This window comes from Citrobacter sp. MNAZ 1397, from assembly GCF_023613995.1.
Classification (GTDB): Bacteria; Pseudomonadota; Gammaproteobacteria; order Enterobacterales; family Enterobacteriaceae; genus Phytobacter; species Phytobacter ursingii.
Genome location: NZ_JAKIVH010000001.1, coordinates 1571279 through 1586012 on the forward strand (window position 1 = coordinate 1571279; position 14734 = coordinate 1586012).

The 14734-nt window shown below is 54.8% G+C and carries 10 protein-coding genes; 7 read left to right on the plus strand and 3 right to left on the minus strand.

Features of this window, described 5'->3' with window-relative positions; all coding sequences use genetic code 11:
* Nucleotides 1–47 precede the first annotated feature (47 nt).
* The gene (gene gap, locus L2097_RS07220) at nt 48–1049 is read left to right on the plus strand and encodes a type I glyceraldehyde-3-phosphate dehydrogenase (RefSeq protein ID WP_250352487.1); all 1002 of its coding nucleotides are present in this window, start codon (nt 48–50) and stop codon (nt 1047–1049) included.
* Between the two features lie 139 nt (nt 1050–1188).
* On the plus strand, nt 1189–2079 hold the full coding sequence (locus tag L2097_RS07225) for a prolyl oligopeptidase family serine peptidase (RefSeq protein WP_284453982.1): 891 nt from the start codon (nt 1189–1191) through the stop codon (nt 2077–2079).
* Between the two features lie 70 nt (nt 2080–2149).
* Here L2097_RS07225 and aldA read toward each other — a convergent pair whose 3' ends face one another.
* A complete protein-coding gene (aldA, locus tag L2097_RS07230; RefSeq protein WP_250352489.1) occupies nt 2150–3589 on the minus strand; it encodes an aldehyde dehydrogenase in 1440 nt (479 codons plus the stop codon).
* Nucleotides 3590–3787: 198 nt separating this feature from the next.
* A complete protein-coding gene (locus tag L2097_RS07235; RefSeq protein ID WP_250352490.1) occupies nt 3788–4585 on the minus strand; it encodes a YdcF family protein in 798 nt (265 codons plus the stop codon).
* Between the two features lie 216 nt (nt 4586–4801).
* On the opposite strand from L2097_RS07235, the gene L2097_RS07240 reads away from it, so the two are divergent.
* From L2097_RS07240 to L2097_RS07260, 5 genes are read left to right on the plus strand one after another with little or no spacing between them, the layout of a single operon-like run.
* Nucleotides 4802–5233 (plus strand): MarR family winged helix-turn-helix transcriptional regulator, encoded by a 432-nt coding sequence (locus L2097_RS07240; protein WP_250352491.1) that lies wholly within the window; start codon nt 4802–4804, stop codon nt 5231–5233.
* A complete protein-coding gene (locus L2097_RS07245; protein ID WP_250352492.1) occupies nt 5233–6888 on the plus strand; it encodes an MFS transporter in 1656 nt (551 codons plus the stop codon). Before L2097_RS07240 ends, L2097_RS07245 begins: the two co-directional genes overlap by 1 nt.
* A gap of 25 nt (nt 6889–6913) precedes the next feature.
* Complete coding sequence (locus L2097_RS07250; RefSeq protein ID WP_047370436.1) at nt 6914–7996, plus strand: HlyD family secretion protein; 1083 nt, start codon at nt 6914–6916, stop codon at nt 7994–7996.
* Nucleotides 7993–9381 carry an efflux transporter outer membrane subunit gene (locus L2097_RS07255; RefSeq protein WP_047370437.1) on the plus strand — a complete coding sequence of 463 codons (1389 nt, stop codon included), beginning with the start codon at nt 7993–7995 and terminating at the stop codon, nt 9379–9381. The genes L2097_RS07250 and L2097_RS07255 overlap by 4 nt, the downstream gene beginning before the upstream one ends.
* Before the next feature lie 15 nt (nt 9382–9396).
* On the plus strand, nt 9397–10056 hold the full coding sequence (locus L2097_RS07260) for an O-methyltransferase (RefSeq protein ID WP_047370438.1): 660 nt from the start codon (nt 9397–9399) through the stop codon (nt 10054–10056).
* A 694-nt stretch (nt 10057–10750) separates the two neighbouring features.
* Here L2097_RS07260 and hrpA read toward each other — a convergent pair.
* Nucleotides 10751–14653: an ATP-dependent RNA helicase HrpA gene (gene hrpA, locus L2097_RS07265; RefSeq protein ID WP_250352493.1), complete on the minus strand. Its 3903-nt coding sequence runs from the start codon at nt 14651–14653 to the stop codon at nt 10751–10753.
* Nucleotides 14654–14734 lie beyond the last annotated feature (81 nt).

The following is a 14734-nucleotide window of genomic DNA, read 5'->3' on the forward strand; positions in this document are numbered from 1 at the left end:
GGCTATGCCTGGTGAAGTGAATTTTTTGAACCCGATGGAGAAGAGTGATGAGTAAAATTGGCATTAATGGTTTCGGGCGTATTGGTCGTCTGGTATTACGCCGTTTGCTCGAAGTGGGCAGCGATGCGCAAGTCGTGGCTATCAACGACCTGACCTCCCCAAAAGTACTGGCTTATCTGTTAAAACACGACTCAAACTATGGCCCGTTCCCCTGGAGCGTGGACTTCACGGAAGATTCGTTGATCGTTGACGGTAAAAAAATCACCGTGTATGCGGAAAAAGAGGCGAAACACATCCCATGGCGTAGCGCTGGTGCTGAGGTCATCGTGGAGTGTACCGGTTTCTATACCTCCAGCGAAAAATCACAGGCGCATCTGGAAGCCGGCGCGAAAAAAGTGTTGATCTCTGCCCCTGCCGGCGAGATGAAAACCATCGTGTTTAACGTCAATGACGACACGATTACACCGCAAGACACCATTATTTCCGTCGCCTCCTGTACCACCAACTGCCTTGCACCAATGGCAAAAGCGCTGCATGACAGCTTTGGCATTAAGGTCGGCACGATGACCACTATCCATGCCTATACGGGCACACAGGCCCTGGTTGATGGGCCACGCGGGAAGGATCTTCGCGCCTCACGGGCCGCGGCGGAAAACATTATTCCGCATACGACAGGAGCAGCCAAAGCGATTGGTCTGGTGATACCCGACCTGAGCGGTAAGTTGAAAGGTCATGCCCAGCGTGTGCCGGTGAAAACCGGTTCCGTCACTGAGCTCGTCTCCGTTCTCGGCAAAAAAGTGACGGCGGATGAAGTGAATCAGGCGCTGAAAAAAGCCACTGAAAATAACGAGTCTTTCGGCTATACCGACGAAGAAATTGTCTCTTCTGACGTCATTGGTAGCCATTTCGGTTCGGTGTTTGACGCCACGCAAACTGAAATCACCGAGGTTGGCGATCTGCAGTTAGTCAAAACCGTCTCCTGGTACGATAACGAATATGGCTTCGTTACTCAGCTGGTTCGCGTGCTTGAAAAATATCGCCAACTCTAAGTTATGAAGCGGGTGGTTTTGCCACTCGCTTTTCCCACCCCGACCACACTTTCTGGCTGATGCCTGTGATATAAACCACCGTTTCAATTTGTGGAGATACGGCGTGAAGCACATCAGTACGCAAGAGTTAGTTGACCTTATGCACGATGCAGTGGCCCGTTCAACGACATTCCCCGTCTGGCCCCAGGAAGAAGCGCCCGGCGCCATTGCCAGCCCGGTGGTCTTCCAACTGGAAGAAAAACATACTGGCCCCTCCGCGTTTGACCGCTCTGTGACGGGCGTTCGTTCGCCACAAATCACCGTTTACGCGCCACAAAAACCCAATGGGGTCGGTATCCTGGTAACGCCTGGCGGCTCGTACCGCCGCGTGGTACTCGATAAAGAAGGCAGTGCGCTGGCGCCGTTCTTCACTGAAAGAGGTTACACGTTATTTGTCATGACCTATCGCCTGCCGGGTGATGGCCATACCGAAGGCGCCAACGCCCCGCTCGCCGATGTTCAGCGCGCTATGCGAACCCTGCGGGCACGGGCGCGTGAATGGCAGCTTGACCCGGATCGTCTGGGCGTAATGGGGTTTTCCGCCGGGGGCCACGCTGCCGCCAGCCTGGGCACACGCTACGCTGAAAAGGTCTATCCGGTGCGGGATGATATCGATGGTCTGAGCGCCCGCCCGGCTTTTATGGCACTGGTTTACCCGGTGATCACCATGCGGGAAGAGATTGACCATCCTGGTTCTCGCCATGAACTCATTGGCGATACGCCTGCGGAACAACAGATTCATCATTACTCGTTAGAAGAACGTGCGGACAGCAAGACACCGCCGACCTTTTTACTTCATGCGGTAGATGACCCGGCTGTAAAGGTAGAAAACAGCGTGGTGATGTTTACCGCGCTGCGTCGTCTTGGCGTGCCGGTGGAGATGCATCTTTTCGAACAAGGCGCACATGGCTTTGGTATCCGCGATGCACAGGGATTACCCGCCGCAGTCTGGCCGGATCTGATGATGAACTGGATTGAAACGAAGGTATGAGTCGCGGATGTCCCGGATGCTGCGGTAAACCGCCTTATCCGGGCAACCAAACGCCACCGGGAATGTCCCGTTATGCCTGCAGATAAACCATCTGGGTTTGCAGGTACTCTTCGAGGCCATGACGGCCATCGGCACCGCCAATCCCTGACTTGCGCCAGCCTGCATGGAAGCCCTGCATCGCTTCAAAATTCTCACGGTTGATATAGGTTTCGCCGAATTTCAGCCCTTTAATGGCTTTCATCGCGGTGTTCAGGTTTTGCGTGTAGACCGATGATGTCAGGCCGTAATCGCTGTCATTGGCCATCGCCAGCGCCTCTTCCAGCGTATCGAACGCCACAACCGGTAGCACCGGACCAAAGGTCTCTTCATGCATGATGGACATCTCCTGGCGCACATCCAGCAGCAGCGTCGGCGGGTAGAAATAGCCTTTGCCCTCTACTGCTTTACCGCCCAGCACCACGCGCGCGCCTTCAGCCACCGCGCGAGCGACTTTAGACTCCACACGCTCCAGGGCGGCTGCGTTGATCAGTGGCCCCATCGCAATATCGTTACGCTGGCCCGGATCGCCAAATTGCACCACTTTCATCGCCTCGCCCAGCCGATTAACAAAACGGTCGTAAATGCCTTTCTGCACGTAGACACGTTCGGCGCAGTTACAGACCTGCCCGGTGTTGATCACGCGGGAGTCGACGATCGCTTTCACCGCCAGTTCCATGTCGGCGTCATCAAGCACGATAGCCGGTGCTTTACCGCCCAGTTCGAGACATACTTTGGTGATATTTTTCGCCGCCGCGGCCATGATTTTCTCACCCGCCGCCACGCTGCCTGTCATGCTGACCATCGCCACTTTCGGGTTACCCGCCAGCTCCTGCCCTACGGTTTCCCCCCGGCCCAGTACCAGGTTAAAGACCCCTTTAGGCAATCCGACGTCATGCACTATCTGTGCGAAAGCAATAGCGTTATTCGGGGTAAATTCACTCGGTTTGATGACAATGGTATTGCCGGTAATCAGCGCTGGCGCCAGTTTGCGGGCAATCAGGAAGAACGGGAAGTTCCACGGCAGGATCCCGGTGGTAACGCCCAGCGGACGCTTAAAGACGAAGATATTTTCGCCCGGCCGATCGCTTTGCAAGATCTCGCCTTCATAGCGACGCGCCCACTCTGACATGTAATCGATATAGTCGGCAGTGAAATTAACTTCCACGTCGGCCAGTTGCTGGATTTTCCCGCCTTCGGCAACAATAAGTGCACTGATTTCACTCGCTCTGGCACGGATACCGGCGGCTATTTTACGTAACCATCCGGCACGTTCGATGGCGGGTAAGGCTTCCCATGCAGGCTGCGCTTTATCAGCAGCATCAATCGCTTTACGCGCCTCTTCTGCGGTCCCGTCCGGAATGCGCGAAAGCAACGCCTCAGTTGCCGGGTTGGTGACATCAATCCAGGCATCGCCCTGCCAGGTAACAAATTGCCCATCGATATACATAGGGTGCTGTACGGGTGCTGTCATGACCTGCTCCTGTAATGACATTGTTTTTAACAAGTGAACTCATTGTTAAAAATCTACAAGTGCACGGCTTGTTTCCCAGGGGAGAGAGTGAGTTTTGTGAGTTAACTCATAAAAGAAAAGCATAAACACAACAATGAAATAACATTAAACCAACATTGGCTGCCCGTTTGCGCCAGCGCCGCCGCAAACGGGCATTGCTTAAACCAGTGAACGATGGCGCAGCGTTTCGTAAAGCACCTCATCAGCCGAAAGAACCTGCCATGCCTGCTCGACCGACGGGGGAAAATCAACGTGAACAATAAAATCGCGTCCTGCCGGACCATAGCCCTTCGCGTCGTCTCTTAAGCGCGGCACTTCACCCAAAATCAGAGATAAATAACGATCAACCGGCCACATCCCCTCTTTCGGAGATAAAAAAGCCAGACCATCAGGGGTATTAATCAGTTCAGGAGGAATCTCTGAGTAACTCAACCAGTGGGGGGCATTGGCACAGCCCTGGCTCGCGCGGGCAAATGTCGCCATCGTTCTGCGTTGCAGGGTGGGATCTTGCACAATCAATACGGTTTTGACGTTCATGCTGTGCGATAACATCATGTCAATCGAGAATCGGGCATTTTCGCCACAGTTTGTCGACTGTTTTTCGACAACCATATTTTTGCGCTTAACCTTCCAGAATTTCTCTGCAATGTCCGCAATGATTTCCGCTTCTTTACGCCCCGTAGTGGGAATTAAATTGTACGCAGAGTGCCGGGAAACCGCGGCGTAAAGGAATGGCGTGGAATGCCCAATACCGCCACTAATGATCAAGGGAATATGCTGCCCCGACGCGATGGCACAGGCTGCATCAATCACCGGAATAACCGAGTGGCCTGGGATAATCACCGCATCGACGTGGGCTGGCGCAGGTTTACTGGCAAAGTCATTTTGTGCCAGCCACTGACCCAGCGTATTCGCAGCCGCAAGCGTCGGTTCAGGTATGCAGGGAAAAAGCGTCATGGAAAGAGCCCTCCTTTTTTAAGCCTCAATACAGCGTAGTGAAGCGTGACTACAGCGTAAAGCCCCGTAAAAAGCCCGTCTATTATGCAGGGCTAAACATATCTGTTGCCATCTTTACACGCTCTCCTACAAAACCTGTGCTTTCTAATACACTTGAAATATTCAGGCAGCGAACGATAAACTCGTTAGATATCTAACTAATCATCAGAAAACGATATGGATAACCGTGACCTCACTTTTTCTCATCTGCTCTATCTCACGGCACATCACTGGCGCCTGGCGGTCAACCGTCGCCTGCGTGGACTGGGCATGAGTCAGGCCAGCTGGGTTGCGGTCGCCGCTATCGCCGGCAATGAAACCCCGTTATCGCAAAGTGAACTCGCGCAGGAGTTGGGCATTGAGAACGCCACGCTGGTACCGCTGATTAACCGCCTGGTAGAACAACAACTGGTACAGCGCGTATTGACCGATCAGGACAAGCGCAAACGCCTGCTGATAGCGACAGAACAAGGTATGGCGCTTTACTACCAGGTAAAGACAGTAGCCGATGACCTGCGTGAAGAGATTTTATCGGTCATCAGCCCCGAGGAGCAGGCACAAACCCGCCGGGTGCTGGAAAAACTGCTTATAGAAGTCGAGAAGAAGTAATGCGACTGCCGAAAAGCGATCCGTATGCACCACGGGAATGGGCACCACACGAAAAGCCGATGCTACTGGGGTCACCCTCAACCCCGTTTCACAGCACGCCTAAACGCATCGCCTATGGCATCGTCGGGCTGCTGGTCTGCATGACCGGTGCGCTGGGCAATGCAATGGTCACCGCGAATCTGCAAAACCTGCAAGGAACCTTTGCCGCCTGGTCGACGGAAATTGCCTGGCTACCCGCCGTCTACGTCATGACGAACGTGTCTATCAACCTGCTGCTGGTTAAGTTCCGCCAGCAGTTCGGACTGCGTGCCTTTACCGAGGGATTTTTGGTGCTCTACGTGCTGGTGACCTTCTTTCACCTGTTCGTCAACGATCTCAGTTCAGCGTTACTGGTGCGTGCGGCTCATGGCATGGTTGCTGCGGCGCTCAGTTCGCTTGGGATCTATTATCAAATTCAGGCCTGGCCCGCCCGCCACCGCCTGAAGGCCCTGACAATAGGTATCACCGGTTCGTCGCTGGCAATTCCCATTGCCAGGCTATTTTCCACCGAACTCCTGCAACTTGATGAATGGCGCGGCCTCTACTTTTTCGAACTGGGCCTGGCGCTGATCTCCCTTGCCTGTGTGATGATGCTTAAACTTCCCCCCGGCGATCGCAAAAAGGTGTTTGAAAAGAAGGATTTTATTACCTTCTTTTTGCTTGCGCCCGGCATGGCGCTGATTTGTGCCGTACTGTCGCTGGGTCGTCTGGACTGGTGGTTTGAAGCTCCGTGGATTGGCTGGTCGCTGGCGCTGGCTGTGGTGCTGATCGTAAGTGCCATTGTGTTCGAGCATAACCGCAGCAACCCGCTCTTAAATACGCGCTGGCTCTCCAGCGGCAGTATCGTACGACTTGGTTTAATTATGCTGTTAATCCGTATCGTGCTGGCAGAGCAAAACACCGGTGTATTTGGCTGGTTGCAGTATGTCGGTTTGCAGAATGAACAGATGACCAACCTCGCGTGGTCTATTCTCGCCGGGATTATCTGCGGCATTATCGCCAGTTGTCTGACCATAAAGCCCCAACGCCTGGCCTGGCCTATTGTTACCTCGCTGGTGTTGATGATCATTGCCTCGCTGATGGACAGTCAGTCAACCAACCTGACGCGCCCGGACCAACTGATGATAAGCCAGTTTTTACTCGGTTTTGGCAGCGCCTTCTTCCTCGCGCCTGCGATGCTGGCCGGGATCGGCGGCGTGGTCGCCGATCCACGTAATCTGGTCAGCTTCTCGGTGCTGTTTGGGATGAGCCAGAATATCGGCGGGCTACTGGGTTCCGCCATTCTGGGGACATTCCAGACCTGGCGTGAGAAATACCATTCCAGCCTGCTTGCAGACCAGCTCACCACGCTTAACCCGCTGGTCAACGAGCGACTGCAACTCTACAGTCAGATGTACCAGAGCATGATTGGCGACAGCACATTACTGAGCGCACAGGCCGTCACGCAATTGCAGAACGTTTCCACCCTGGAAGCGAATATTCTCGCTTACAACGATACTTATCTGTTAACCGCCTCTGTCGCCGCCGCCACGCTGGTGTGGATATTCTGGCGACTGCTTCGCCTGCGTATCACCGCGCGTATCGTATTAAGACAGGCAACCGGAACCAAAAAATAAGAGTGCTAACTTCACTGGAGTCTCTATGAGTCAGCAGGATGCCGCCAAAGAGCGCGCAAATACCCGCAGTAACCTGCGTATTGTGTCAATTTTCGCTGCTGCCGCTATTGGCATTGTTGGCGTGCTGGTCATACTTTACGCCTGGCAGTTACCCCCTTTTACCCGGCAAACCCAGTTTACCGATAACGCCTATGTGCGCGGTCTGACGACCTTCATTAGTCCTCAGGTAAACGGCTATATCACCCAGGTAAATGTTCAGGATTTCGCCAGGGTGAAAAAAGGCGATCTGCTGATGCAGATTGACGATCGTATTTATCGTCAGCGCGTCCATCAGGCGCAGGCGCAGCTGGCAATGAAAATCGCGGCGCTGAACAACAATATTCAGCAACGGAAAAGTGCCGAGGCGGTGATTCAGCGTAACGAGGCGGCGCTGGCCAGCGCGAAGGCACAGAATATCCAGTCGCAGGCGAACCTTAAACGCGTAAAAGCCCTGAGCGCAGACGGTTCACTCTCTGTTCGCGAGCGCGATGCGGCGCTCGCCAGCGCGGCACAGGGCAATGCCAGTATTGCGCAGGCGCAGGCCACCCTTGATGTCTCTCGTCAGGACCTACAGACCACTATCGTTAATCGCGGCGCCCTGGAAGCGGATGTAGAAAACGCCAAAGCAGCCCTGGAACTGGCGGACATCGACCTGCAAAACACCCGAATTGTCGCTCCGCGCGACGGCCAGCTTGGACAAATTAGCGTCAGACTGGGGGCATATGTCACTGCCGGTACACATTTGACGTCACTGGTCCCCGCCCAGCATTGGGTTATCGCCAATCTTAAAGAGACGCAACTGGCAAATGTTCATCCCGGTCAGCCGGTACGATTCACCGTCGATGCACTGGACGGCAAAGCGTTTGAAGGACGCGTTGAAAGTATCTCTCCGGCGACTGGCGTGGAATTTAGCGCCATTTCGCCGGACAACGCCACGGGCAACTTTGTGAAAATCGCCCAGCGTATTCCGGTGCGCATTGCAGTGAATGGTAAAGAGGAAGACATTGCCCGCTTGCGTCCCGGTATGTCGGTACAGGTCCATATTGATACCCGGGAGGGAAAACAATGACCGTTCGCCCTCTCGTCGCACTCACCTGTCTGTTACTGACGGCGTGCCAGTCCGTTGACGTTAAACCGGCAAAACCCTCGTTACAGATCCCCGCAGACTGGCGTAGCGCCGTCGGTCCATCAAGTTCAGTCGAGAAAGTCTGGTGGCGCAATTTTCATGATAACGCGCTCAACACCTATGTAGATCAGGCGCTGCGCTATAACAGCGACGTGCTGATTGCCCGTGAGCGGGTCAATGAATACCAGGCTCGGGTTTACGGCGCCGAGGGCAGTCTCTTTCCTTCGCTCAGCGCTGGTGTTAGCGGCACGCGCGCCCGGAGTCAGTCGGCGGTCACAGGTTTGCCCATCTACAGCACGTTATATAAAGGCACGCTAACGGCCAGTTATGATGTGGATATCTGGGGTGTTCATCGCAATACCACCGATGCCGCTCAGGCTTCGCTGGCGGCACAAAAAGCCGCGGCCGCGGCGGCTGATTTGACCGTTGCCTCCTCAGTTGCATCCGGCTACGTCAGTCTGCTTTCGCTTGATAATCAACTGCGGGTCACCGAATCGACCTTAAAAGCCCGGGAAGAAGCGTTCAGGCTGGCGCAACGGCAATATGAAATGGGATACAGTTCGCGGTTGGAACTGATGCAGTCAGATTCTGAGATGCGCGCGACGCGGGCACAAATTCCTGGCTTACGTCACCAAATCGCCCAGCAGGAAAATGCGCTCAGTCTGCTCATCGGCGCCAATCCTGGCCGCATCGCCCGACAAAATGCACTCGATCAACTTACGCCACTGCAGATCCCGTCAAATTTGCCGTCGTCATTACTTAACCGCCGTCCGGATATTGCCCAGGCGGAACAACAGCTGATCGCCGCCGATGCCACGCTGGCTTCCGCCCGTGCCAGTTTGCTGCCATCCCTCAATCTCACCGCCACGGGAAGCATTCAGGACAGAACCCTGCCCGGTTTACTGGATAATCCGCTCCAGCTCTGGAGCGTTGGCGGCAGTATTCTGGCCCCGTTGCTTAATCGTCAGGCGCTGAATGCGCAGGTCGATGTGACGGCGTCACAACGCAATCAGGCGCTGTATGCCTATGAAAAGACGGTGCGAAATGCCTTTAAAGAGGTCAACGACAGTCTGGACGCGATAACCCATTTGCAGGAACAACTCACGGAGTTGCAGGCGCAAACGCGGGTCGCGCAGGAGGCATTACGCATTGCGCAAAATCGCTATCGCAACGGTTATGCCTCCTATCTGGATGAACTTGATGCCCAGCGCACGCTATTCTCCGCGCAGCTCAGCGTCGTTCAGGCGAAAAGTAACCTGCTACTGGCACAAATCGATTTATATCGCGCGCTGGGCGGAGGATGGTCCTCGCCAGCAGTGAGCGGTTAACCAGGGAGTTATGCTATGCAGAAACAGTGGTCAAATGTCGATAATTATCTGATTGAAAAGCTCATCCCAAAGGATGACATGCTTGAGCAAGTGCTGGCGAATAACCAGCGAGCAGGGCTTCCCGCCATTGATGTGGCGGCCAATCAGGGTCAGCTACTGGCCCTTTTTGTGCGCATGACGGGGGCGAAACGTATCCTTGAAATCGGTACGCTCGGCGGCTACAGCACCATCTGGATGGCGCGCGAGTTACCGGCCGACGGGGAATTGTTGACGCTGGAAGCCGACGCGCATCACGCCAGCATTGCCCGGCAGAATCTGCAACTCGCAGGGCTGGATGAACGAGTCAACGTGGTTGAAGGCCCTGCGCTGGACACCCTCGAAAAATTGGGCGACCGCCCGCCATTTGATTTGATTTTTATTGATGCCGACAAACCAAACAACCCAGCTTATCTGCGTTGGGCGCTGCGGTATTCCCGCCCCGGCACATTAATCATTGGCGATAATGTGGTCCGCGACGGTGAGGTGACCAATCCGCAGAGCGATGACGAAAGGGTGCAGGGCGTCAGAACCTTTATTGAAATGATGGGCGAAGACCCTCGGCTAACCGCAACGGCGATTCAGACGGTGGGTAGCAAAGGCTGGGATGGATTTACCCTGGCGTGGGTGAATGCCTGAATTCATTTACCCGGCTGGCGCTTCGCTTAGCCGGGCTACGTATCAGCGCGACCGCAACATCGAACCGTAGCCCGGATCAGGCGTTTACGCCGCCATCCGGGGGAACAACACCCCACGGCAACATAACACCCGCAACATCGAAGCGTAGATACTGTGAACGTCTTCAACCCTTTTTAGTCTTGGCTTACTCGTTTTCGCGCATGATAACCATAGCGACATCTTTGTCCCCCCTGGCGCAGAGCGTGCAGCGAGGGGGGTGAGTCCCCGCTGAAATCGGTGAGACGAAGACCCGATGACAAGGTCAGGCCGCCAGGGATGGCGGACTGAGGTTTGTCGAGACACGACAAAAGCGTCCGGAGCGATTTTGAACAACGCAACGCGTTGGCCCGAAGGGCGAGCCCCAGGGATGGGGCGAGTAACTCGAGTCAAACCGTCCGCAGGCAACGGGGCGGGAGGCGAACGCAGTGCGAAGCATCGATTTCTTTGCGGGGCCGCGGGGATTGTAAAGGGGAACGCGGTGTTCCCCTTTACCCGTTCACGTGTTCGAGGGTGACATTTCGCCATGAACATACGGTGAACGAAATCCACCTCCCGAGCCACATTTCCCCCCTCACCCTGGCCCTCTCCCTCAGGGAGAGGGAACCGATCCCGTACCCCGGATCAGGCGTTTTACGCCGCCATCCGGGGATACAATTTACGCGTTCACCTGTTCCATCGCCTGCAACACGCGCTTATCGGAGACTGGATACGGCGTGCCGAGTTGTTGCGCAAAATAACTGACGCGAAGCTCTTCAATCATCCAGCGAATCGCTTTCACTTCTTCATCTTCACGACGCGCTGGCGGTAGCTTATTCAGCCACTGCAGCCACGCCTGCTGAACCTGTTCGACTTTCAGCATTTGTGCCCGGTCGCGGTGCGGATCAACCGCCAGCTTCTCCAGACGCTTTTCAATTGCGTGCAGGTAACGCAGCGTATCACCCAGGCGGCGGAAGCCATTGCCGGTAACGAAACCGCGATAAACCAGCCCGCTCATTTGCGCTTTGATATCCGACAACCCCAGTGCCATGGTCATATCAACGCGCCCTTTCAGCCGCTTGTTGATATTGAACACCGCGGTGAGGATCTGTTCGACCTGTTTGGCGATATCCACCACCGTTTCATTCAGGTCAGCCCGGACTTTTTCGTGCAGCGCTGTAAACCCCTCTTCCGTCCAGACCGGTCCGCCCGCTTCGTCAATCAACTTATCAACGCCGCAGGAGATGCAGTCATCAATCAAGTCCAGAACCTTGCCATACGGGTTAAAGTACAGACCTAGCTTGGCTTTGTTCGGCAACTTCTCGTGCAAATATTTGATTGGCGAGGGAATATTTAACAACAACAGACGACGTAACCCGTTCCACATCGCCTGCTGCTGATCCAGCGGATTATCAAACAACTTAATGGCTACACTGTCGCGCTCATCTACCAGCGCCGGCCAGGCCTTCACCTTATAGTTTCCGCGTTTCTGCTCGTAGCTTTCCGGAAGCTGACCGAAGCTCCAGATATGCAGCCCGCTTTGCTCAATACCGTCGTCCGCTACCGCGGAAAGCGTCTCCTGAACTTTACCTTTCAGCGATTCTTTCAGTGCAGTTAACGACGGACCTTCGGCGAGTTTTTTGTTCTTATCATCCACCACCCTGAAGGTGATTTTCAGGTGGTCGGGAACCTGATCCCAGTGCCAGTCTTCGCGATCAATCGTGTGCCCGGTCATGCGCCGAAGCTCACGCTCCAGCGCCTCTAACAGTGGCAGTTCAAGCGGCGTTACGCGGCCTAAAAACGCTTCCGCGTAGTTTGGCGCCGGTACAAAGTTACGTCTTACTGGTTTGGGTAATGATTTAATCAACGCAATCACCAGCTCACGACGCAGCCCCGGAATTTGCCATTCAAACCCGCTTTCGTCTACCTGGTTAAGCAACGGCAGTGGAATATGCACCGTCACACCGTCGGCATCCGTACCCGGTTCAAACTGATAGGTCAGACGCAGTTTCAGGTTGCCCTGATGCCAGAAATTGGGGTAATCCAGCTTACTGACCTTCTCCGCCCCTTCTTTGATGAGCATGCTCTTTTCAAAGTTGAGCAGATCCGGGGTTTCATGGCTCGCTTTCTTCCACCAGCTATCGAAATGGCGGGCCGAGATCACGTCATGGCTGATGCGCTGGTCATAGAACTCAAACAACGTATCGTCATCGACCAGAATGTCGCGGCGACGGGATTTGTGTTCAAGCTCTTCGATTTCAGCGCGCAGTTTGAGATTGTCGCGGAAAAAGGCATGGCGCGTCTGCCAGTCACCTTCCACCAGCGCGTGGCGAATGAACAACTCACGGCACAGGGCCGGGTCAATCTGGCTATAATTCACGCTGCGGGCGGCGACAATCGGCAGGCCGTAAACCGTTACCTTCTCCGTTGCCATCACCGCACCCTGCGAACGTTCCCAATGCGGTTCACTGTAAGAACGTTTGATCAGGTGTTGGGCGACAGGCTCCACCCATTCCGGATCGATACGCGCCGCGATGCGCCCCCACAGTCGGCTGGTTTCCACCAGTTCGGCAACAATCGTCCATTTAGGCGGCTTTTTGAATAACCCGGAACCCGGAAAAATCGAAAAGCGGGCATTACGCGCACCGGTAAACTCCTGCTTATCGGCATCTTTCATCCCGATATGCGACAGCAGCCCGGTCAGCAACGCAATATGGATTTCACGATACTCTGCCGGTTCACTGTTCACCGGAATACCAAGCTCTTTTACTACCTGGCGCAGTTGAGTGTAGATATCCTGCCACTCGCGCACGCGCAAGTAGTTAAGAAAATCGACGCGGCACTGGCGGCGGAACTGGTTCGACGACAGTGCTTTTTGCTGCTCGCCGAGGTAGTTCCACAGGTTCACAAAGGCGAGGAAATCGGATTCTTTGTCGTGGAAGCGGCGATGTTTTTCATCGGACGCCTGCTGCTTGTCCATCGGACGCTCGCGCGGATCCTGAATGGAAAGCGCCGAAGTAATGATCATCGCTTCGCGCACACAGCCATGTTTTTGCGCTTCCAGCACCATACGGGCCAGACGTGGGTCTACCGGCAACTGGCTGAGCTGACGCCCCATCGGGGTTAATTTGTAGGCGGTGGCCTGCTCGTCAGTGGTGATAGCGCCGAGTTCTTCCAGCAGTCGCACACCGTCCTGGATATTGCGTTTATCCGGCGCTTCAACAAACGGGAACGCGGCGATATCGCCCAATCCCAGCGCGGTCATCTGCAGAATGACGGACGCAAGGTTGGTACGCAGAATTTCCGGGTCGGTAAATTCCGGGCGCGACAGGAAATCATCTTCCGAATAAAGACGAATACAAATCCCTTCGGAAACACGCCCGCAACGGCCTTTACGCTGGTTTGCGGAAGCCTGGGAGACCGGCTCAATCGGCAGGCGTTGTACTTTGGTACGGTAGCTGTAGCGGCTGATACGCGCGGTACCGGGATCAATCACATATTTAATGCCCGGCACCGTCAGCGAGGTTTCCGCTACGTTGGTCGCCAGCACAATGCGCCGCCCGCTGTGCGACTGAAACACGCGGTTCTGTTCGCTGTTCGACAGCCGCGCGTACAGCGGCAGCACTTCGGTATGGCGCAGATCGCGCTTGTTCAGCGCATCGGCGGTATCGCGGATTTCACGTTCACCGCTCATAAAAATCAGAATATCGCCCGGCGCTTCCTGACTGAGTTCGTCAACCGCATCGAAAATGGCCTGTAACTGATCGCGCTCGGTATCGTCCGCTTCTTCGACAATCGGACGGTAGCGCACTTCCACCGGATAGGTACGCCCCGATACTTCGATGATCGGCGCATTATTAAAGTGGCGCGAGAAACGTTCCGGATCGATGGTCGCCGAGGTAATGATGATTTTCAGATCCGGACGCCGGGGTAATAACTCTTTCAGGTAACCGAGCAGGAAATCAATATTCAGGCTGCGCTCGTGCGCTTCATCAATGATGATGGTGTCGTACTGCATCAACAGGCGATCCTGCTGAATTTCTGCCAGCAATATACCGTCGGTCATCAGCTTGACCATCGTGTTGTCGCTGACATGGTCGCTAAAACGGACTTTATAGCCGATACAACCGCCCGGCTCGGTTTGCAGCTCTTCGGCAATACGGTTCGCGACGGTACGCGCCGCCAGACGACGCGGCTGGGTATGGCCAATCAGCCCCTTCACCCCACGCCCCAGTTCCATACAGATTTTTGGTAACTGCGTGGTTTTCCCGGAGCCGGTTTCCCCCGCAACAATCACGACCTGATTGTCACGCACGGCGTCAAGAATCGCCTGTTTCTTCTGGCTGACCGGCAGGTTATCGGGATAGGTAATGGCAGGACGAGACGCCTCGCGCAGCACAACCTTCCCTGCGGCCTCGTTCATCTCCTGACGCATTGCCTGAAAAATGCCCTGCTGTGCTTCAGGATTTTTAACTTTCTTTGCCCCTTGCAGGCGACGGGCAAAACGCAACCGATCGCGTAGCATCAGCGAGTCTAACTGCTGATGTAGATCGGATAAGGTCAATTTCTGTTGTTCTGTCATAGTGTTATCGGTCAGCGCACTGACGGAAAAAATCTCTTTGGCTTAATACCCGTAGAATACCACATCGGAATAAATCATTTC